Source organism: Streptomyces sp. NPDC016309 (assembly GCF_043077235.1).
In the GTDB taxonomy this organism is placed as follows: domain Bacteria; phylum Actinomycetota; class Actinomycetes; order Streptomycetales; family Streptomycetaceae; genus Streptomyces.
The window spans coordinates 426,829-446,643 of record NZ_JBIBSG010000006.1; the positions used below are offsets into that span (position 1 = coordinate 426,829).

The window sequence follows — 19,815 nt, forward strand, 5'->3', positions numbered from 1 at the left end:
CCCTGGGGGGCGGAACGATCGGATCAGCGGCGGCGCAGGCTCTGGAGCAGGGCGCCGCTGCTGTCGACCGTCCAGAAGCTCCAGCCGTTGCGGTTGGGGTTCACCTCGGGCTTGAGGGCTTGCAGGACGGCGCTCGCGGCGCCGCTGGGGGTGCGGTACGCGCCGGAGGCGGGGCCGTCGGTCACCGTGAGGGCGCGGGTCACCGGGTCGTACAGACCGGCGATCCGCACCCCGCCGTAGATGGCGTGCACGCGCACCCGCTCACCGCCCGCACTGCCACCGCCCGCGCCACCGCCGCCCCCACCGTCCGCGCCCCCGCCGGAGTCGTCGCCCGCGCCCCCGGCCGCCCCGCCCTCCGGGGACGCCGGGACGGGCCGCTGGAAGAACTCGACCAGCCGGGCGACCGCCTGACCGGGTGTCACGTTCCAGGCGCGCGCCAGGAGCGTGACCTGGGCATGGGTGGTGTCGTCCACCGGGATGCTGTTGCTCATGGGAGCACAGGCTAGCGATTTCTGTGAGGAGATGTGAGGAAACCGGCAAGGTCGTTCGACGATCATGGGAGTCTGTCCCGATGAAGACCATCGGACTGATCGGCGGCATGAGCTGGGAATCCAGCGCGGAGTACTACCGGCTCCTCAACGAGCTCGTACGCGAGCGCCTCGGCGGGCTGCACTCGGCGCGGTGCATCCTGCACTCGGTCGACTTCGCGGAGATCGAGCGGCTCCAGGCGTCCGGTGAGTGGGAGCAGGCCGGGGAAGTGCTCGCCGAAGCGGCGCGGGGGCTGGCCGCGGCCGGGGCGGACCTGCTGCTGATCTGCACGAACACCATGCACAAGGTCGCCGGACAGGTGCAGGACGCCGTGCCCGTGCCGCTGCTGCACCTCGGGGACGCCACCGCCGACGCGGTGCGCGCGGCCGGGGTGAGGACGGTCGGGCTGCTGGGGACCGCCTTCACCATGGAGCAGGACTTCTACCGCGACCGGCTCGCCCGGCACGGCCTCACCGTCCTGGTGCCCGAGGCCGAGGGGCGGGCCGAAGTGCACCGGATCATCTACGAGGAACTGTGCCTCGGAATCGTCGAGGACACCTCCCGCGCCGCCTACCAGCGGGTCATCGGCCGGCTCGTCGCCGACGGCGCCGAAGGCGTCATCCTGGGCTGCACCGAGATCGAGCTGCTGATCGGGCAGGAACACAGCCCCGTCCCGGTGTTCCCGACCACCCGGCTGCACGCCGAGGCCGCCGTCACCGCCGCCCTGTCCCTTTGATCACGTGTGATCACTTCTTCCCCTCGCCTCACGACATGGGTGACTGACCCTGTCCTGGAGTGATTTCGGCCGGTACCGTCCTGTCCAGCACGGCTCAGGGGGAGACCGGGGGGTCGGAGTTGAGCGCTGTACGCATCCATGTCGTCGGGCCGGGGGAGCTCGGCGACGACGAGGCCGATGTCTGGCGCGCACTGCGCGCCACGTCCGGCGCACCCGCCAATCCGTTCATGGAGCCCGAGTTCACGCGCGCCGTGGGCCGGGTACGGCCCCGGGCCCGGGTCGCCGTGCTCCGCGAGGGCGGCGACCCGGTCGGCTTCCTCCCGTACGAGACCGGCCCCCTGGGGCGCGGCCGGGCCATCGGGCTCGGCGTGTCCGACTGCCAGGGGGCGGTGCTCCGGGCGGGGCTCGGCGTCACCGCGCCGGAACTGCTGCGCGGCTGCGGACTGGCCGCCTGGGAGTTCGACAACCTGGAGGCCGGCCAGAGCACCTTCCTGACCGGCGCCGCCGAGGAGTTCGCCGCACCGGTCATCGACGTGACGGAGGGCTACGCCGCGTACGAGGCCGTGCTGCGGGTCCGGTCGCCCACGTTCCTGCGGACCACCCTCGCCAAGGAGCGGCGCCTGGGCCGCCGGGAGGGTCCGGTGCGTCTCGTCCTCGACGAGCGCGACCCGGCCGTACTGCGCACGCTCATGGCCTGGAAGTCCGCCCAGTACCGCCGCACCGGCCGCCGCGACCGGTTCGCCCAGGACTGGATCAGCACCCTGGTGCGCGACCTGCACACCACCCGCGCCCCTGGCTGCTCCGGCCTCCTGTCCGTCCTGTACGTCGCCGACCGGCCCGTCGCCGCGCACTTCGGGCTCCGCTCCCGCACCGTCCTGTCGTGCTGGTTCCCGGCCTACGACCCCGCCTACGCCCCGTACTCGCCGGGCCTCGTCCTCCACCTCCGCATGGCGGAGGCGGCCGCGGGCGCCGGCATCGGGATGCTCGACCTCGGACGCGGCGCGGCCGAGTACAAGGACGCCCTCAAGACCGGTGAACTGCGCGTGTACGAGGGCGCCGCCACGGGCCCCGGGCCGCTCGCCGGCCTCCACCGGCTGAGCCGTGAACCCGCCCGCCGCGCCCACCGGTTCGTCCGCGCACGGCCACGGCTCGCCCGCCGCGTCCGGCAGGCGCTCGACCGGGCCGGCCGGCTGCGCGGCCGCTGAAGGAGGTCCCATGCCCACGCCCAGGCCGCCCGGGCCCATCGCCGTCGCCGACCTCGACCTCGCGGAACTCGGCGGGGACGTCCTGTCCTTCCACTGCGCCGACACGCCCGAGGGCGACGTCCACGCCCTGGTGCGGCTCCGCGGCCGCCCCGTGGGGACCGTCCTCGGCCACGTCCCGCCCGGCGCCGACCCCGCCCGCACCCTCGCCGCGCTCGCCCGCGAGCGGCTGACCGGCCACCGGGAGCCGCCGCCCGAGACGTACGGCGACCTGCCCCGCACGTCCGTCGTCGTCGCCACCCGGGAACGCGCCGGACAGCTCGCCCGCGCCCTGGACTCGCTGCTCGCCCAGGACCACCCCGACTACGAGGTCGTCGTCGTCGACAACGCGCCCCGCACCGGCGCCACCCGGGAGCTGGTCGAGCGCACGTACACCGGGCGGGTGCGCTACGTGCGCGAGGACGCGCCCGGCCTCGCCGCCGCGCACAACCGGGGCGTCGCCGCCGCCGACGGCACCGTCATCGCCTTCACCGACGACGACGTGGTCGCCGACCCGCACTGGCTCACCGCCCTCACCGGGCCGTTCACCGACGACCCGCGCATCGGCTGCGTCACGGGGCTGATCCTGCCCGCGCGGCTGCGCACACCCGCCCAGGTCCTCCTGGAGAGCCACGGCGGCTTCGCCAAGGGCTTCACGCCCCGCACCTACGACCCGGAGCGGCCGCCCGCCGACCAGCCCCTGTTCCCGTTCACCGCCGGCAGCTTCGGGTCGGGCGCCAACATGGCCTTCCGCGCCACCGCCCTGCGGGACGCGGGCGGCTTCGACCCGGCCACCGGCACCGGCACCCCCGCCAGGGGCGGCGACGACCTGTACGCCTTCGTCGCCGTGCTGGCCGCCGGACACCGGCTGCGCTACACGCCCGACGCCCTCGTCCGGCACCACCACCGCGAGACCTGGCAGGACCTGCGCGACCAGGCGTACGGCTACGGCGCCGGCCTGACCGCCTGCCTCACCGCCCTGGCCGTGCGCCGCCCCGCCCTGCTGCCGGCCCTCCTCGCCCGCCTCCCGCGCGGCCTCGCCCACGCCCGGGCGATGACGGCCGCCCGCACCGCCTCCCCGGGGCCCGCCGCGCCCGGCGCACCCGGCGCACCCGTCACCGGACCCGCCGCGCCCGGGGAGCACGGCGCGTACCACCACCCCTGGCCGCGCAGCCTCTCGCGGCTGGAACGGCGCGGCATGCTGTACGGACCGGTCGGCTACGCCCGCGCGCGGCTGCGCGCCGCCCGCGGCAGAGCCCGGGAGGCGGGATGAAGGTCCCCGTCCCGGTCCTCCTCTACCACGCGGTGACGGACGACCCGCCCCCCTGGATCGCCGAATTCAGCGTCACGCCCCGCGACTTCGCGGCCCAGCTCGACGCCGTCGTGGCGAGCGGACGCACCCCCGTCCCCCTCTCCGCGCTCGCCGGCCACCTGCGCGGGAAGGGCGAGCTGCCGCCCCGGCCCGTCGTCCTCACCTTCGACGACGGCTTCGCCGACCTGCCGGGCCCCACCGCCGAGGCCCTCGCCGCCCGGGACCTGCCCGCCACCGCCTACCTGACCACCGGGGCGATCACCCCCGGCCGGGCCTGTCTCCTGCCGCCCGCGCCGATGATGGCGCTCGCCGAGGCGCCCCTGCTGGAGCAGTACGGCATCGAGGTCGGCGCCCACACGGTCACCCACCCTCAGCTCGACACCCTGCCCGCCCGCCAGGTCCGGCGGGAACTGCGCGACGCCAAGGCCGTCCTGGAGGACGTCCTGGGCCACGAGGTGGCGCACCTGGCCTACCCGCACGGCTACAACAACGGCGCCGTGCGCCGGGCCGCGTCCGACGCCGGTTACGCGTCCGCCGTCGCCGTACGGCACGCGCTCAGTTCGGACGCGGACGAGACGTACCGCATCGCCCGGCTCATCGTGCGCCGTACCCACACGGTCGCCGACGTCGAGGCCTGGATGGCGGGCCGCGGGGCACGGACCGCGCCGTACCGGGACTCACCGGCGACGGTCGGCTGGCGACTGTACCGGCGGGCGAGGGCGACGCTCCGGGGCCGGCCCGCGTTCGCCGGCTGAGAAGGACGTTCCCGTACGTCGCCGAAACGGCCACACGCTGGGGGGAGAGGCACAGTGCAGCAACAACAGCGCGCGCCCGCGCCGGCCGTGGACGCGGCGGCCGGTGACGCGGCGGCCGGGGCCCGGTCCGGAGCGCCGCCGCCCGCCGCCCGGTCCCGCGGCCGGTCCTGGCGGACCGTCCTCGGCTTCCTGCCGCTCCCGCTCGCAGCCGCCCTGTGGGTGTACGCGCTGCCCCGCACCGGGTTCCGCGACATCGGGGACCACGGGCTGCTCGACCGGTTCCCGCCCGCCTATTACGCCGCGCTCCTCACCCTGACCGCGGGGTTCCTGGTCAGCCTGCGCCGTGCCGGCACCGCCCCCGGATGGCCGGCGGCGTACTGCCTGGCGATGCTGGCGGCGCTCAAGGCACCGCCCGCCGTGCTCTACGACTCGGTCCGGTACGCGTGGGCGGCCAAGCACGACGAGGTCATCACCCGGCTGCTGACGGAGGGCACGGTCCACCCGTACACCGAGCTGTCGGGCGGGATGTCGGCGTACGACCAGTGGCCGGGGTTCTTCTCGCTGAACGCCGCGCTGGTACGGGCCTTCGGGGTGGACACCGCCGCGTCGTACGTCAACTGGGCGCCGGTCGTGCTCGGCGTGCTGACGCTGCCCGTACTGCTGCTGGTCTACCGCACCTTCACCGACGACTGGCGCCTGGTGTGGACCGCGGTGTGGATCTTCCAGCTCGCCAACTGGGTCGGCCAGGACTACCTCTCCCCGCAGGGCTTCTCCTACCTGCTGTACCTCACTGTCCTCGCCGTCGTCCTGCGCCACTTCGTCCGCCCCGGATCCGCCGGTCCCCTGCGCGACCGGTCCCGGCTCGACCCGGCGGCGGCCGCCGTCCCGCCGCCCACCGGGACCCGGCAGCGCGCGGTCGGCGTGCTGGTCGTCGCGCCGCTCGTCGTGGCCGTCAACGCCTCGCACCAGCTCACGCCCGTGATGCTGTGCGCCACCCTGCTCGCGCTCTGCCTCACCCGCCGCTACCGCAACGCGGGACTGCTCGTCGTCACCGGCCTGATCATGGTCGCCTGGGACCTGACGATGGGCCGGCCGCTGTTCCTTCAGACGCTGGGCACGCTCCGCGACTCGGCCGGCGATCTCCTGGGCAACTCCCGCGCCGGGTACGCCGGAGAGCCCACCGGCCCCGGACCGGAACTGGTCGGCGCCGCCAACGTCCTCATGGTGCTCACCCTCGCCGCCCTCGCCGGCACGGCGGTGGTGCTGCGCCGCCGGCTGGTCCGCAGCGCCCTGCCGCTGCTCCTGGCGGCCGCCGCGCCGGTCCCGCTGTTCGCCGTGAACGACTACGGCGGCGAGATGCTGTTCCGGGTCTACCTGTTCGGGCTGCCCGGCACGGCCTTCTTCGCGGCCGCCGCGCTGGTCCCGGCGGCCGGCGCCACCGGACGGCCGGTCCGCCTCGCCCGGCGCGCCACCGCCGTCGCCCTGCCCGTGGCGCTCACCGCGCTGCTGGCCGGGTTCCTCCCCTCCTACTACGGCAAGGAGGGCATGCACTACGCCCCGCCCGCCGAGACGGCGCTGGTACGGCGGGCCTACGACCGGGCACCGGAGGGCTCCCTGATCCTCGCGACGACGGGCTCGTTCCCGGGCGCGTACATCCGCTACGACGCCTACGAGCGCTGGTTCTTCACCGAGCAGGACGTGCCCGGGAACCTGGAGATGCTCCGCGACCCGGCCGCCTACCTGGCACGGGGCATTCCGGAGGGCCGCCGGGCGTACGTGATCCTCACCCGGACGCAGGAGGAGGCCGTCACCGGCGAGGGCTATCTGCCCCCCGGCGGCTACGACCGCATGGTGGCCGCCCTGCGGCGCTCCCCGCTGTTCCGCGTGGTGGAGGAGAACGAGCACGGCACCGTCCTGGAACACCGGCCACCGCGATGACGGGGGAGACCGCCATGCAACCGCACACCAGCCACCCGGACGGCACCGGCCGTAACCCCGCCGGGCCGGACTCCGCCGGGCCGCCGCACGCCGGGCCGGACTCCGCCGGGCCGTACGGGCGGCCGGATCCCGCCCCGTCGCAGCACGGCGGCCGTGGCTCCGCCCGTCGGCGCGGGGTGGCGATCGGGGCCGTGGCCGCCGCGACCGGGTGGCTCGCGGTCGCCGCCACCCTGCTGCCCGGCGGGTCGCCCCTGCGCTGGGCCCCCGTCCTCCTCTTCGTCACCTTCGGGCCCGGCCTCGCGCTGCTGCACCCGCAGCCGCCGGGACTCCGGCCCGGGGCCCGGCTGGAGGCCCTGGCACTGGCGGCACCGCTCAGTCTGTCGTCGGCCGCGCTCACCGCGACCGCGCTGTTCCTGGTGCGGGGGTTCTCCGCCACGGCGTTCCTGCTGGCGCTGGCCGCGTTCGCGACGGTCGCGGCGGCCCTCCCCGGGGTGCCGCTGCCCGCGGCGACACGCGGCGCGGCCGGGCGCGCCACGTCCGGCGGGGGAGACGGATGAACGGCCGCCGCTCCGGCGGAGCCCGGGCCGGGACGTACACCGCGCTGGTGCTCGCCGTGGTCGGCGCGCTGCTCATCGGGCTCGGCGTCTGGGCGGCCACCCGGTCCGGCGGCACCCCCGGCGACCTGCCCCGCGACGCCGCCTCCGGCGACGTACCGGACGGCCCGTGCGCGCCGACCGCGCTGCTGGAACCGCCGTGCGGAGCCTGGTGGGGCGCCTACGTGCCGTACGCGGCGAACGGCTCCCTCAAGGACGCGGTGCTGGCCTTCGAGCGCCGGATCGGACGCGGGCTCGATCTCGTCTACAACTACCACGACATGTCCGGCACCCCGCTGGACGGACAGCTCCTCACGCCCGACGAGCAGGACCTCGGCCGCGACCGGCTGCTCATGCTGGCGTGGGAGTCCACCGTCTGGACCGAGCCCCACCACGCCGACTGGACCGAACGGCAGCTCGGCTGGAGGAACATCGCCTCCGGCGCGCACGACGAGGAGCTCATCGACCCGCAGGCCCGCCGCGTCAAGGCGTACGGCAAGCGCCTGTTCCTCTCCTTCGACCAGGAGGCCGACTTCCGGATCAAGGAGGGCGCCGGCACGCCCGCCGAGTTCGTCGCCGCCTGGCGCCACGTCCACGACCGCTTCCGGGAGCTGGGCGTGGACAACGTGGTCTGGGTGTGGACCGTCTCCGGATACCTCGGCCACGCCGAGCAGATGAAACGGCTCTACCCCGGGGACGCGTACGTCGACTGGATCGGCATGGACCAGTACAACTACTACCTCTGCCACCGGTCGCCGCACTGGCTGGACTTCGACCGCAGCCAGCGCCCCTCCTACGACTGGCTGCGCGCGCACGTGTCCGGCGACAAGCCGGTCATGCTGGCCGAGTTCGCCACCGCGCCCGACCCCCGGCGGCCGCTGCGCCAACGGGACTGGTACGCGCGGATCCCCGAGGTGGCGCCCACCCTGCCCCGGGTGAAGGCGATGGTCCACTGGAACCGCCCGGTGCCGGGCGAGGGCTGCGACCTGACGGTCGACTCCGGCCCCGGTCTGGAGGGTTACCGGCTGGCCGGACAGGACGACTACTTCGGGCAGCCGGTCCCGCCCCGGTAGCGGCCCACCACCAGTGCCGCCACGGCCACCGCGCCGCAACCCAGCACCATGGGCAGCGCGGCCGCCGCGAACGGCCGCTGCGCCGCCCATCCCGCCACCGCCAGCACCCACACCGCCGCCGCCACGACCCGGCCGCCCACCCCCACCGCTCGCAGCGCCACCGCCGCCAGGCCCAGGCACAGCACCTGGAGCAGCGGTGGCAGCGCGCCGAGCACCAGCTCGCGCCCCGCGGGCCCCACCCCGCCGGCGGCCCACCGCGCCAGGACCCCGGCCCCCGGCCCGCCCACCGGGTCGGGGCGCACGCCCACCAGCGGCGGCGCCGAGTGCAGGGCGGCGACCGTCACCAGCAGGGCCGCTCCGGTCAGGGCGGCACGCGGCCGCTCCAGCGCGACGGCAGCGCAGTGCACGACGACCAGCAGGACGCCCGCCGTGACGGTGACCGGCGGCAGCAGCGCCAGCAGCCCGGCCCCCGACAGGCGGCCGCCCCCGGAGACCCGCTCCCCGCCCCGGGCACCGGCCAGCGGCACCCAGAACAGCACGGCGGACAGCCCCAGCAGCAGCCACAGCCACCGGACATGCCACCGCTCGCCGCCCCCCTCGACGGGCCCGGCCGCCGGTACGCGCCCGGGCGGCCCGAGCGCCCGCTCCGCCGACGCGGCGGCACGCCGGCGCGCCCATTCGGTGCCGTACTCCGGCCCCTCGGCGCCCCTCCCCGCCCGGCGCCGCACCCGCCCCGGCGGCCGGCCGAGCAGCGCCCCGCGCAGTCCGGGAACCGACACCAGTGCCATCACCAGCATCGACAGCAGCATCGCGAGCCCCGCCCCGGCGATCCCGGCCGGGCGCATCAGCACGGCCGCGCCGCCGAGCACCAGCACGCACATCGCGCCCTGGACGAGGGCCAGTACGCCGGTGCGGCCCTGGACGCGCAGCACCCCGATGTACAGCTCCACGGCCACGCGCGGCAGGGCGGCCGCCGCCAGCAGCCGCAGCACGAGGCTGCCGTTCCCGGCGTACGCGGGACCGAACGGTGTCAGGATCTGCGGGGCGAACACCACCAGCACCAGCACCACCGGCACCAGCAGCAGCGCCATCCGCCGCAGCGCGCCGCGCACCCCCTCGGCCAGCGACTCCGGGCTGTGCGAGGCGTGCGCGGTGAGGGACGAGGCCATGTTGATGGCCATGAACTCCATCGTCCCGCCCACCGTGTACGCGGTGTAGAACCAGCCGTTGTGGGCGGCGTCGAAGCGGACGGCGACCATCACCGGCAGCAGGTTGATCATCGCCAGGCTGAACAGGGCGCCCACCGCGTCCCCGGCGAGGAACCGCCCCATCTCGCCGAGGACGGGCGGTTCCCGGTGCCGGTCGGCGGCGGCCTGGCGCGGGATGAGGCGGCGGAAGACCAGCCAGCCCAGCGGCAGTACGGACAGGGCGGTGGCGGCGGCCCACGAGACGAAGATCCCCAGGGCGGGCAGCGCGGTCGCGAAGACGACCAGGAGCAGCAGCTTGCCCGTCGAGAAGACGGCGTTGCCCACCGGCACCCACACCGCCTCGCGCAGCCCGGTGAGCACCCCGTCCTGGAGGGTGAGCAGCGCCCACGCCACGCACGCGACGGTGAAGAACAGGCCCGCGGCGGGCCCGCGCAGCGGCGCGTACGACGGCCCCCACAGGTCCAGCGTCAGCAGGAACGCCACGCTCGCCACCGCCACCACCAGCGAACTCACCGCGTAGGCGCGCCACACCAGCGGCCCCGTCGCCCGGCCGGCGCGCGGCACATACCGCACCACCGCGCCGATCATGGTCGTGGCGGTGAGGGAGGAGAGCAGCCGCATCGCGGCGATGGCGGCCGAGCCCTGGCCGACGGCCTGCTCCGTGTAGTGGCGGGCGGCGACCAGCCAGAAGCCGAGGCCGAGCGCGGCGGAGACGCCGGTGGAGAGCATGAGGGCGTAGGCGTTGCGGAACAGCGAGTCGCCGCCGGCCCGCCCGTCCCGGGCGGCGCCCGCCGACCCGGCGGCCCCCGCCCCGGTGCCTCCCGTCCCGGCGCCCTTCGTCCCGGTGCCCCGGCGGACCGCCGTGTCAGCCACCGCGGGGCGGCGCGGGCCGCGTGCCGGAGGCACGCAGGACCTCCAGGACCAGGTCCGCCCGGAGCGGGTCGGCGGGCAGCGCGTGGCGGGCGAACCAGCGGGCCGGCCCCGGCGCGGGGGAGGGGTCGACGAACGGTTCGCCGGCGTAGTCGTCCAGCGGCGGGTCGTAGAGGTAGCCGGTGGTCACCCGGGCCCGGGCGAGCGCGGCGACGGCCGCGTCCCGGTCGGCGACCAGGAGCGGGACGCGGAACAGCGGCCGCACCGGGGCGCCGGGTGCCGCCCACCGGGAGGCGAGGAGCTTCTCCGTGCCGGTGCGGTGGGCCGCCAGTGTCGCGCCGAGGCGCCCCAGGAGCCGCCGGGTGCGCCGCAGCCGGGCCCGCCCGGGGGTGAGCCGGTAGTCGTGCAGGTCGACCCGTACCCAGGAGTGGAAGGGGTCGAGTCCCGGGGCGCCGGCCAGGGCGGTCCTCAGCTCACCGGGGCGCAGGGGCATTCTGATCCCGGCGCGCTCCTCCTTTCCCAGCAGCCGCAGTCCGGCGCGCGCGGCCCGCACCAGGCGCAGGCCCCGCACGGCCGCCTCGGCGTAGGGGCGGACGGCGTGGGCGAGTTCGGCGCCGGCGCGGACGGGGTGCAGCAACGCGTCGCGGGCGCCGGCCAGTTCCGTACGCAGGCCGGCGTCCCGCACCGCGAGGAAGCCGCCGGTCCCGGCGCCGGTGTGCTTGGAGAGGCTGAAGACGGCGGCGTCGCCGTACGTGCCGACGGGCCGGCCGCCGACGGTGCTGCCGATCGCGTGCGCCGCGTCCTCCAGCAGCGGGATGCCCGACGCACGGCATCGGGCGGCCAGTTCCGGCGCGGGGTCGGGGTTCCCGTACAGGTTGGTGGTCAGGACGGCCGACAGCCCGCTCCACACGCTCTCGGGGACGGCCGCCACGTCGATCGAGGCGTCCAGGGGGTCGAGCGGTGCCATGACGGGACGCAGCCCGGCGGCCAGGACGACGAACAGGATGACGTCGTCGTTGACCGGCGACATGAGCACCCGGCCGCCGGGCGGGCACCAGTGGCGCAGCGCCACGTACAGCCCGAGCCGACAGGACGGCACGTACAGGCACTCCCTGCCGAGGCGCCCGCGCATCATCTCTTCCAGAGCGGCGTACACCATGTGGTCCCCCCTGAGCCCCGGCCAATGTGGCCCGAAAGGGACGAGGCCGTCAAGACGGCGAAAGGGCCCGTCCCTTGACGGAACGGGCCCTTCCAGGGCTTCCGGTGCTCCCGGGGCCGGTCTTCCGGCTTTCCGGGCTTCCGGGAGCGGGTGCGCGGGAAGCGGGTGCGCGCGGTCACTCGTCCAGGGTCAGGCCCTTGCGGAGTTTGCCCAGCGTGCGGGAGAGCAGGCGCGAGACGTGCATCTGCGAGATGTTGAGCTCCTCGCCGATCTCCGACTGGGTGAGCCCGGCGACGAAGCGCAGGGAGAGGATCTTCCGGTCGCGCGCCGGGAGCGAGGCGATCAGCGGCTTGAGGGACTCTATGTACTCGATGCCCTCCAGCCCGTGGTCTTCGTAGCCGATGCGGTCCGCCAGGGCGCCCTCGGTGTCGTCCTCCTCGGGCTGGGCGTCCAGCGAGCTGGCCGTGTAGGCGTTGCTCGCCGCCATGCCCTCGACGACCTCCTCCTTGGTGATCCCGAGCCGCTCGGCGAGCTCGGCCACGGTGGGGGAGCGGTCGAGCTGCTGGGCCAGCTCGTCCCCGGCCTTGGCCAGGTCGAGGCGGAGTTCCTGGAGGCGGCGCGGGACGCGCACGGACCAGGAGGTGTCACGGAAGAAGCGTTTGATCTCTCCGACGATGGTTGGCATCGCGAAGGTGGGGAACTCGACCCCTCGGCTGAGCTCGAAGCGGTCGATGGCCTTGATGAGACCGATGGTGCCGACCTGGATGATGTCCTCCATCGGCTCGCTGCGGGAGCGGAACCGGGAGGCGGCGAACTTGACCAGTGCGAGGTTGAGTTCCACGAGCGTGTTGCGGACGTACGCGTGCTCGTGCGTCCCTTCCTCGAGCGTTTCGAGGCGCGCGAAGAGCGTCTTGGACAGCGCCCTCGCGTCGAGCGGTTCGACGGTGTCGTACGGGGGGATGTCGGGCAGATCGAACCGGTCGGTCGCGATCCGCTCGTAACGGTGGATCTGCTGGGGCGGAGTTGCCGACGGCGCGTCCGGGGTACGCGTTTCGTCGAGCCGGGGTGACATGGTCTCCTCCATCGTTCTCGGCATATGGCCGCCGATGCCGAAAGAAAGTGGCTGCGGTGTGCGGCGCCTCCAAAGCCGGCCGTGTTGGTTGTGTCCTTACTAGCCCTACCCGCTTCGACTGGATCGTTGCAAGTGTCAATTGTCCCATATGTACGGTTTGTGGTTAAGTCTCGACTACCGGCCACCGTTCAGAAGGCGTAGGGTTCTACCGACTCAACGGCATCGGCGAAGAGGGACGGCATGGACCGCGGGACGGTCGGCAGCGCGAATCAGGGCCGGCTCAAGGTCGGGGTCCGGACGGATGGCCGCAGTGAGGTTCTCACGCCGGCGGGTGAGCTCGATCACCACACGGCCGAGCTGCTGCGCGAGCCGCTGGACTCCGCACTCGAACAGGGCCGCACACGCTTGGTGATCGATTGTTCGCAGCTTGCGTTCTGCGACTCCACCGGGCTCAACGTGCTGCTCGGGGCACGCCTGAAGGCGGAGGCCGCGGGCGGAGGAGTGCACCTCGCGGGCATGCAGCCCGTGGTGGCCAGGGTGTTCGAGATCACTGGTGCGGAGGCGGTCTTCACCGTCCACGACTCGGTGGAAGCGGCACTGGCCGACTGAAGCGACAAAGCGGGTGTCGTCCCGGATCGGCCGGGCAGAAGAACCCCGCGGCAACTGTACGGAGGGGCTCCACACTCTCTGTGACGGCCCTGTGGCTGCCCTGTGACGACGTAATGGCGACTTGGTGAATTCGGTGAGGTGAAGCGCTGATGGGTACCACCCAGCAGCATCCGCCGAGCGATCTCGGCCCCCAGCCGGACGGCTCCGCCCTCGGTGTCGGTGCCTCGGTCCCGGCCTCCCCCACCGCTCCCGCATCGCCGGAGATGAGGTCCGACATGTCAGGTGCGGTGTCCGGGCCCGGCCCCGGGGCCACGCCCGCGGGGCGCCGGACGCGGCGGCTCTCGCTGGGCAGCGCCAGCGGGATCGTTCCGCTCGCCCGGGACTTCACCCGGCAGGCGCTCTACGACTGGGGCTGGCTGCCGGCGGCCACCGCCGACCGGCGGGCCGCCGCCGAGGACGTCCTGCTCGTCGTCTCCGAACTCGTCACCAACGCGTGCCTGCACGCCGACGGCCCGGAAGAGCTCCGCGTCTCGCTGGACTCGAAGGTGCTGCGCCTGGAGGTCGAGGACCGGAGCGAGGGCCGGCCGGCGCCGCGCACCCCGCACCAGGCCGGACGCCCGGGCGGGCACGGCATGTTCATCGTCCAGCGCCTCTGTCTGGACTGGGGGGTGGTCCGGTCGGAGGACCTGCCCGGCAAGACGGTCTGGGCGGAACTGGCGGCCCCCGCTTAGCGCCCCGGATCCCCGGCGCGATGGTGGAGCACGGCGATACGCCGTGCTCTTTGTCTTTCCTCCCCACGACCGCGGGACCGCCGCCCTCGTGCCGGCGCCGGTACGGCGGAGGGCCGCCGTACCGGACGTGTCCGGTGCGGCGGCCCTCGGCGCGGGACGCGGGGTCGTACGTGTCAGCGCACGTTGCCCATCATCGTCCGGACCTTCTTGCGGTACATGTACACCGCCAGACCGGCCACGGCCGCCAGGGTCGCCTCCATGGCGATGATCCCGGTGCCGTTCAGGTCGACGCCCGCCAGGGACAGCAGACCCGTGGTGCAGTCACCGGCGGTGACCGCGAGGAACCAGACGCCCATCATCTGGGAGGCGTACTTCTGCGGCGCCATCTTCGTGGTCACCGACAGGCCGACCGGGGAGAGGCACAGCTCACCGATGGTCTGGATCATGTAGATCGAGACCAGCCACATCGGGGAGACCTTGGTGCCGTCGCCCGCCATGCCCATCGGGACGATGAAGACGAAGAAGGACGCGCCGACCAGGACCAGGCCCATCGCGAACTTCACGATGGTGTTGGGCTCCTGGTTCTTACGGGCCAGCCACAGCCACAGCCAGGCGAAGACCGGGGCCAGCGCCATGACGAACAGCGGGTTCAGCGACTGGTACCAGGTGGCCGAGAAGTCGAAGCCGAAGACGCTGCCGGCGGTCTTGTCGTCGGCGAACAGGGACAGCGTCGAACCGCCCTGGTCGTAGATCATCCAGAAGACGGCCGCGGCCACGAAGAACCAGATGTAGCCGTTCATCTTCGACTGCTCGGCGGACGACAGGTCCTTGTCGCGCTTGATGCGGACGAGGACGGCGACCGGAATGACCAGGCCGGCGAGGGTGAGCGGCACCAGGGCCCAGTTCAGCGTGTAGGCGCCCAGCGCGACCACGACGCCGTAGAAGACGGCGACGGCCAGGACGGCGCCGCTGACCTTGAGCAGCACCGCGCGGCGCTCCTCGGGGCTCAGCGGGTTCGGGACGACGCTGCTCTTCGGGCTCAGGTGGCGCGTGCCGAGCAGGAACTGGATCAGGCCCAGGCCCATGCCCAGCGCGGCGAGCGCGAAGCCGAAGTGCCAGTTGTGCTCCTTGCCGACCGTACCGATGACGAACGGGGCGACGAAGGCACCGAGGTTGATGCCGATGTAGAAGAGGGTGAAGCCACCGTCACGGCGCGGGTCCTCGGGACCGTCGTAGAGGTGGCCGACCATCGTGGAGATGTTGGCCTTCAGCAGACCCGAACCGGCCGCGACCAGGATCAGGCCGACGAAGAACATCGCCTGGCCGGGCAGCGCCAGGCTCAGGTGACCCACCATGATCACCGAGCCGGCGATGGCGACCGTCTTGCGGGCGCCCCAGACACGGTCGCCGAACCAGCCGCCCGGCATGGCCATCAGGTAGACCATCGACACGTAGACGGAGTAGATGGCCGTCGCGGTGGCGGCGGTCATCGCCAGGCCGCCGCCCTGGCTGCCCGTCGCGGCGTCGGCGCCGCCCGAGACCAGGTAGTACACGAGGAGGGCGCGCATGCCGTAGTAGCTGAAGCGCTCCCACATCTCGGTCAGGAAGAGAGTGGCCAGGCCGCGGGGGTGGCCGAAGAAGGCCTTGTCGCCGCCGGTGGTGCGGGGCGAGTCCTTCGTCAGGCTGGACGCCATGGTCGATCCTTGCTTGCTCGGGACGCGCGCGCTTCGTGAGCGGTCACGCGCCCGGTGGGGGGCGGCCGGCACCGGCACGGGCCCCGCCCCACCCCCGCGCCCACGAGGGTCCGCTCCGTACGCGTACGGAGACGGGGGGACAGGCCGCACCGGCATCCACGCCCCGGCGGCGACATCGCGCCACGGGGCCCGGCCCACAGGTCATTCACTGTCTCGAGACCGGCCGGGCCGGCCTCACGCAGAAAGAGACCTTTGGCTCGTAGTGGGCCAAAGGTCCCCGGATGGTGCATCAGGCGTCTCGCCACCATACGACACGACAGGGATGCATATGGAAGGACTTGAGAGATGGATCACAGGTGTCGCTGGAACCGCCAGGCCTGTTTCCAAGGTATTCCGCTGGATGGCACCCCATAGTCGCAGGCCGTGTCGATCATCGTGCGATCCCCCCACGCCCCCTGACCGGCGCGGACTACCATCACCCCATGACCCGTGTACTGCTCGCCGAGGACGACGCATCCATCTCGGAACCGCTGGCCCGCGCCCTGCGGCGGGAGGGTTACGAGGTCGAGGTGCGGGAGGACGGACCCAGCGCGCTCGACACCGGGCTCCAGGGCCATGTCGACCTGGTCGTCCTGGACCTGGGGCTGCCCGGGATGGACGGCCTGGAGGTGGCCAGGCGGCTGCGCTCCGACGGCCTCACCGTGCCGATCCTGGTGCTCACGGCCCGCGCCGACGAGGTCGACACCGTCGTCGGGCTCGACGCGGGCGCCGACGACTACGTCACCAAGCCGTTCCGCCTCGCCGAACTGCTCGCCCGGGTCCGGGCCCTGCTCCGGCGCGGCGCCAGCGAACCCGCCCCCGCCCCCGCGACCCACGGCGTGCGCATCGACGTCGAGTCGCACCGCGCCTGGATGGGCGAAGAGGAGCTCCAGCTCACCGCCAAGGAGTTCGACCTGCTGCGGGTCCTCGTCCGCGACGCCGGCCGGGTCGTCACCCGCGACCAGCTCATGCGCGAGGTGTGGGACACCACCTGGTGGTCGTCCACCAAGACCCTCGACATGCACATCTCCTGGCTGCGCAAGAAGCTCGGCGACGACGCCGCCAACCCCCGCTACATCGCCACCGTGCGCGGCGTGGGCTTCCGCTTCGAAAAGAGCTAGGTACGCACCGTGCGCCGCCGTCTGATCAACTCCACGCTCGCCGTGGTCCTCGTCGTCATCGCCGTCTTCGGGGTCTCCCTCGTCATCGTCGAGACGCGCACCATCAGCAGCAGCGCGCAGGAGAGCGTGGACTCCGAGGCCGTACGGCTCGTCAGCATCGTCGAGAGCCGGCTCGTCGGCGGCGAGCCCGTCAACCCGGCCATCCTCGCCCGGCAGAGCGGCGCCAAGCGGTACGCCCTGGTCGAGATCCCCGGCCGCGCCCCCATCGAGATCGGCGTACGGCCCGGCGGCAGCGTCATCCGCGGCAGCGCCGACGGCAAGCGCGGCGAGAAGGTCACCGTCGAGGAGTCACGCTCCACGGTCACCCGCGAGGTCGGCCGCACCCTGCTGATCATCGGCGCCGTGGCGCTGCTCGCGGTGATCGCCGCCGTCCTCCTCGCCGTACGCCAGGCCAACCGCCTCGCCTCCCCGCTCACCGACCTCGCCGAGACCGCCGAACGGCTCGGCTCCGGCGACCCCAGGCCCCGCCACAAGCGGTACGGCGTGCCCGAGCTCGACCGGGTCGCGGACGTCCTCGACGCCTCCGCCGAACGGATCGCCCGGATGCTCACCGCCGAACGGCGGCTCGCCGCCGACGCCTCGCACCAGCTCCGCACCCCGCTGACCGCGCTGTCGATGCGGCTGGAGGAGATCTCCGAGACCGACGACCCGTCCACGGTCAAGGAGGAGGCGCACATCGCGCTCACCCAGGTCGAGCGGCTCACCGACGTGGTCCAGCGGCTGCTGACCAACGCGCGCGACCCGCGCAGCGGCTCGGCGGTCGCCTTCGACCTCGACGAGGTCGTCAAGCAGCAGATCGAGGAGTGGCGGCCGGCCTACCGCAGCGCGGGACGGGCGATCGTCCGGTCCGGCAAGGTCGGCATGCGGGCCGTCGGCACCCCGGGCGCGGTGGCCCAGGTGCTGGCCGCCCTGATCGAGAACTCGCTGATGCACGGGGGCGGCACCGTCGCCCTGCGCACCCGGGTCATCGGCAACCAGGCCGTCGTCGAGGTCACCGACGAGGGTCCCGGCGTACCGCCCGACCTGGGGGCGCGGATCTTCGAGCGGACCATCAGCGGCCGCAACTCCACCGGCATCGGCCTCGCCGTCGCCCGCGACCTCGCCGAGGCGGACGGCGGCCGCCTGGAACTGCTCCAGCAGCAGCCGCCGGTCTTCGCCCTGTTCCTCAGCCGCGAGGTGCGCGGCCGCGCCGAGCCCGAACCCCCGACCGTCCGCTAGGTCGTGTCCGCGACGTCTCGCCTGGCCCGCGGTGTCCCGCACACGGACACTCCCTAGCGCGCCCCCGCCCGAGGCCCGGCGACCGGCTCGCCGGCCGGCTCCGGCGCGTGGCGGCGCTGCTCCAGGAACGATTCGGCGGTCTGGACCGCCTCACGGGCCGGCAGCGTACGGAACACCCAGGTGCGGTACGACCAGAAGCGGAACAGGGTGGCCACACCGATGCCGAAGAACTTGAAGAAGTTGTTCTGCAACGGGCTGTCCCAGCCCATGCCGTACGTCGCCGCGTACAGCACACCGTTCTCGATCACCAGCCCGACCAGGCTGAACAGCAGGAAGAGCGTGAGCTCCTTCGTCCGCCCGCCCTTGTCGCGGTCCCGGTACGTGAAGTAGCGGAAGCCCACGTAGTTGAAGGCGATGGCGACGACCGTGGCGAGCAGGCTGGCCCGGACGACCGGCAGCTCCGTGGTGTGCCGCACCAGGTTGAAGACCGCCATGTTGACCAGCAGCCCGAGACCGCCGACCAGACCGAATTTGGCGATCTCGCGGACGAGCTGGTCCAGCCGCACCCGCAGTGCGCCTCGTTCACTCATGGTGATCTTTCAGCCCCGTCCGGTCGAGTGGGTCAACCAAGCCATGCTAACCACCGCCCCACGGCCCCGCTCGGGGACGGAGGAAAGGCCGCCGCCCGGGCCGGATACCCTAAGAGGGTGACGTTCCCGGTAGTAGGCATGGTGGGCGGCGGTCAGCTCGCCCGAATGACCCACGAGGCGGGCATCCCCCTCGGCATCAAGTTCAAGCTCCTCAGCGACTCCCCCCAGGACTCGGCGGCCCAGGTGGTGAGCGACGTCGTCCTCGGCGACTATCGCGACCTGGACACGCTGCGTGAGTTCGCACGCGGCTGCGACGTGATCACCTTCGACCACGAGCACGTCCCGACCGAGCACCTGCGGGCCCTGGAGGCGGACGGCATCCCCGTCCGGCCGGGGCCCGACGCGTTGGTGCACGCGCAGGACAAGGGGGTGATGCGCGCCAAGCTCGACGAGATCGGCGCCCCGTCCCCGCGCCACCGCATCGTGACGGACCCGGCGGACGCGGCGGCCTTCGCCGCCGAGACCGGAGGGTTCCCGATCATCCTCAAGACCGTGCGCGGCGGCTACGACGGCAAGGGCGTGTGGTTCGTCCGCTCCGAGGACGAGGCACGCGACCCGTTCCTCGCGGGCGTGCCGGTCCTCGCGGAGGAGAAGGTCGACTTCGTCCGCGAGCTGGCGGCGAACATCGTCCGCTCCCCGCACGGCCAGGCCGTGGCGTACCCCGTCGTCGAGTCCCGCCAGGTCGACGGCGTCTGCGACACGGTCATCGCCCCGGCGCCCGACCTGTCGCCCGACCTGGCCGGCCAGGCACAGGAGCTGGCGCTGCGCATCGCCAAGGAGCTGGGCGTCGTCGGCCACCTCGCCGTCGAGCTGTTCGAGACCCGCGACGGCCGCATCCTCGTCAACGAGCTGGCGATGCGCCCCCACAACTCCGGCCACTGGACCCAGGACGGCGCGGTCACCTCACAGTTCGCCAACCACGTACGGGCCGTCCTCGACCTGCCGCTGGGCGACCCCCGTCCGCGCGCCACCTGGACCGTCATGTGCAACGTGCTCGGCGGCGACTTCCCCGACATGTACCGGCCCTACCTGCACTGCATGGCCCGGGACCCCCAGCTCAAGATCCACATGTACGGCAAGGACGTGAAGCCCGGCCGCAAGGTGGGCCACGTCAACACCTACGGCGACGACCTCGACGACGTGCTGGACCGCGCGCGTCACGCCGCCGGCTACCTGCGAGGGACGATCGTTGAGTAACCCACAGGACA

Annotated in this window: 18 protein-coding genes; 12 read left to right on the forward strand and 6 right to left on the reverse strand. The window is 73.6% G+C overall.

Annotation, left to right across the window (positions count from 1 at the left end):
* Positions 1-23 precede the first annotated feature (23 nt).
* The gene (locus ACF068_RS18280) at positions 24-491 is read right to left on the reverse strand and encodes a hypothetical protein (RefSeq protein ID WP_392275252.1); all 468 of its coding nucleotides are present in this window, start codon (positions 489-491) and stop codon (positions 24-26) included.
* An 80-nt stretch (positions 492-571) separates the two neighbouring features.
* Here ACF068_RS18280 and ACF068_RS18285 point away from each other — a divergent pair, with 80 nt between their 5' ends.
* From ACF068_RS18285 to ACF068_RS18315, 7 genes are all read left to right on the forward strand, one after another.
* A complete protein-coding gene (locus tag ACF068_RS18285) occupies positions 572-1,264 on the forward strand; it encodes an aspartate/glutamate racemase family protein (protein ID WP_392275253.1) in 693 nt (230 codons plus the stop codon).
* Positions 1,265-1,383: 119 nt separating this feature from the next.
* Complete coding sequence (locus tag ACF068_RS18290) at positions 1,384-2,469, forward strand: GNAT family N-acetyltransferase (RefSeq protein ID WP_392275254.1); 1,086 nt, start codon at positions 1,384-1,386, stop codon at positions 2,467-2,469.
* Between the two features lie 10 nt (positions 2,470-2,479).
* Positions 2,480-3,778 carry a glycosyltransferase gene (locus ACF068_RS18295; protein WP_392275255.1) on the forward strand — a complete coding sequence of 433 codons (1,299 nt, stop codon included), beginning with the start codon at positions 2,480-2,482 and terminating at the stop codon, positions 3,776-3,778.
* Positions 3,775-4,572 (forward strand): polysaccharide deacetylase family protein, encoded by a 798-nt coding sequence (locus tag ACF068_RS18300; RefSeq protein ID WP_392275256.1) that lies wholly within the window; start codon positions 3,775-3,777, stop codon positions 4,570-4,572. The genes ACF068_RS18295 and ACF068_RS18300 overlap by 4 nt, the downstream gene beginning before the upstream one ends.
* Positions 4,573-4,626: 54 nt before the next feature.
* Positions 4,627-6,510, forward strand: coding sequence for a hypothetical protein (locus tag ACF068_RS18305; protein ID WP_392275257.1), 1,884 nt, complete (start codon positions 4,627-4,629; stop codon positions 6,508-6,510).
* Positions 6,511-6,524: 14 nt separating this feature from the next.
* Positions 6,525-7,067, forward strand: a complete 543-nt coding sequence (locus tag ACF068_RS18310) for a hypothetical protein (protein WP_392275258.1) — start codon at positions 6,525-6,527, stop codon at positions 7,065-7,067.
* Entirely contained in the window at positions 7,064-8,176 is a 1,113-nt protein-coding gene (locus ACF068_RS18315) for a glycoside hydrolase family 26 protein (RefSeq protein ID WP_392275259.1), read from the forward strand. Before ACF068_RS18310 ends, ACF068_RS18315 begins: the two co-directional genes overlap by 4 nt.
* Here ACF068_RS18315 and ACF068_RS18320 read toward each other — a convergent pair.
* The 3 genes from ACF068_RS18320 to ACF068_RS18330 all read right to left on the reverse strand — a co-directional run bounded on the left by ACF068_RS18320 (position 8,146) and on the right by ACF068_RS18330 (position 12,485).
* Positions 8,146-10,257 (reverse strand): lipopolysaccharide biosynthesis protein, encoded by a 2,112-nt coding sequence (locus ACF068_RS18320; protein WP_392275320.1) that lies wholly within the window; start codon positions 10,255-10,257, stop codon positions 8,146-8,148. The two genes, ACF068_RS18315 and ACF068_RS18320, sit on opposite strands and share 31 nt — an antisense overlap.
* Positions 10,250-11,386 carry a DegT/DnrJ/EryC1/StrS family aminotransferase gene (locus ACF068_RS18325; RefSeq protein ID WP_392275321.1) on the reverse strand — a complete coding sequence of 379 codons (1,137 nt, stop codon included), beginning with the start codon at positions 11,384-11,386 and terminating at the stop codon, positions 10,250-10,252. Before ACF068_RS18325 ends, ACF068_RS18320 begins: the two co-directional genes overlap by 8 nt.
* Before the next feature lie 202 nt (positions 11,387-11,588).
* Positions 11,589-12,485 carry an RNA polymerase sigma factor SigF gene (locus tag ACF068_RS18330; protein WP_392275322.1) on the reverse strand — a complete coding sequence of 299 codons (897 nt, stop codon included), beginning with the start codon at positions 12,483-12,485 and terminating at the stop codon, positions 11,589-11,591.
* Positions 12,486-12,725: 240 nt separating this feature from the next.
* Here ACF068_RS18330 and ACF068_RS18335 point away from each other — a divergent pair, with 240 nt between their 5' ends.
* Together ACF068_RS18335 and ACF068_RS18340 are read left to right on the forward strand one after the other, a co-directional pair.
* Entirely contained in the window at positions 12,726-13,094 is a 369-nt protein-coding gene (locus ACF068_RS18335; protein ID WP_392275260.1) for an STAS domain-containing protein, read from the forward strand.
* A 149-nt stretch (positions 13,095-13,243) separates the two neighbouring features.
* On the forward strand, positions 13,244-13,825 hold the full coding sequence (locus tag ACF068_RS18340; RefSeq protein ID WP_392275261.1) for an ATP-binding protein: 582 nt from the start codon (positions 13,244-13,246) through the stop codon (positions 13,823-13,825).
* A 173-nt stretch (positions 13,826-13,998) separates the two neighbouring features.
* Here the strand turns inward: ACF068_RS18340 and ACF068_RS18345 are convergent, their stop codons facing one another.
* Positions 13,999-15,519, reverse strand: coding sequence for a peptide MFS transporter (locus tag ACF068_RS18345; RefSeq protein ID WP_392275262.1), 1,521 nt, complete (start codon positions 15,517-15,519; stop codon positions 13,999-14,001).
* A 482-nt stretch (positions 15,520-16,001) separates the two neighbouring features.
* On the opposite strand from ACF068_RS18345, the gene ACF068_RS18350 reads away from it, so the two are divergent.
* The gene (locus ACF068_RS18350) at positions 16,002-16,679 is read left to right on the forward strand and encodes a response regulator transcription factor (protein WP_392275263.1); all 678 of its coding nucleotides are present in this window, start codon (positions 16,002-16,004) and stop codon (positions 16,677-16,679) included.
* A 9-nt stretch (positions 16,680-16,688) separates the two neighbouring features.
* Positions 16,689-17,957 carry an ATP-binding protein gene (locus ACF068_RS18355; RefSeq protein ID WP_392275264.1) on the forward strand — a complete coding sequence of 423 codons (1,269 nt, stop codon included), beginning with the start codon at positions 16,689-16,691 and terminating at the stop codon, positions 17,955-17,957.
* 53 nt (positions 17,958-18,010) lie between these two features.
* Here ACF068_RS18355 and ACF068_RS18360 read toward each other — a convergent pair whose 3' ends face one another.
* Positions 18,011-18,547 (reverse strand): GtrA family protein, encoded by a 537-nt coding sequence (locus ACF068_RS18360; RefSeq protein ID WP_392275265.1) that lies wholly within the window; start codon positions 18,545-18,547, stop codon positions 18,011-18,013.
* A 138-nt stretch (positions 18,548-18,685) separates the two neighbouring features.
* On the opposite strand from ACF068_RS18360, the gene ACF068_RS18365 reads away from it, so the two are divergent.
* Positions 18,686-19,804 (forward strand): 5-(carboxyamino)imidazole ribonucleotide synthase, encoded by a 1,119-nt coding sequence (locus ACF068_RS18365; protein ID WP_392275323.1) that lies wholly within the window; start codon positions 18,686-18,688, stop codon positions 19,802-19,804.
* The last annotated feature ends 11 nt before the right edge of the window (positions 19,805-19,815 follow it).

Bases quoted from the DNA above. Each gene is read 5' to 3' on its own strand.
- ACF068_RS18280 (WP_392275252.1), bottom strand. From the start codon at position 491: ATGAGCAACAGCATCCCGGTGGACGACACCACCCATGCCCAGGTCACG.
- ACF068_RS18285 (WP_392275253.1), top strand. From the start codon at position 572: ATGAAGACCATCGGACTGATCGGCGGCATGAGCTGGGAATCCAGCGCG.
- ACF068_RS18295 (WP_392275255.1), top strand. From the start codon at position 2,480: ATGCCCACGCCCAGGCCGCCCGGGCCCATCGCCGTCGCCGACCTCGAC.
- ACF068_RS18300 (WP_392275256.1), top strand. From the start codon at position 3,775: ATGAAGGTCCCCGTCCCGGTCCTCCTCTACCACGCGGTGACGGACGAC.
- ACF068_RS18310 (WP_392275258.1), top strand. From the start codon at position 6,525: ATGCAACCGCACACCAGCCACCCGGACGGCACCGGCCGTAACCCCGCC.
- ACF068_RS18315 (WP_392275259.1), top strand. From the start codon at position 7,064: ATGAACGGCCGCCGCTCCGGCGGAGCCCGGGCCGGGACGTACACCGCG.
- ACF068_RS18325 (WP_392275321.1), bottom strand. From the start codon at position 11,386: ATGCGCGGGCGCCTCGGCAGGGAGTGCCTGTACGTGCCGTCCTGTCGG.
- ACF068_RS18330 (WP_392275322.1), bottom strand. From the start codon at position 12,485: ATGTCACCCCGGCTCGACGAAACGCGTACCCCGGACGCGCCGTCGGCA.
- ACF068_RS18335 (WP_392275260.1), top strand. From the start codon at position 12,726: ATGGACCGCGGGACGGTCGGCAGCGCGAATCAGGGCCGGCTCAAGGTC.
- ACF068_RS18340 (WP_392275261.1), top strand. From the start codon at position 13,244: ATGGGTACCACCCAGCAGCATCCGCCGAGCGATCTCGGCCCCCAGCCG.
- ACF068_RS18345 (WP_392275262.1), bottom strand. From the start codon at position 15,519: ATGGCGTCCAGCCTGACGAAGGACTCGCCCCGCACCACCGGCGGCGAC.
- ACF068_RS18350 (WP_392275263.1), top strand. From the start codon at position 16,002: ATGACCCGTGTACTGCTCGCCGAGGACGACGCATCCATCTCGGAACCG.
- ACF068_RS18360 (WP_392275265.1), bottom strand. From the start codon at position 18,547: ATGAGTGAACGAGGCGCACTGCGGGTGCGGCTGGACCAGCTCGTCCGC.
- ACF068_RS18365 (WP_392275323.1), top strand. From the start codon at position 18,686: ATGGTGGGCGGCGGTCAGCTCGCCCGAATGACCCACGAGGCGGGCATC.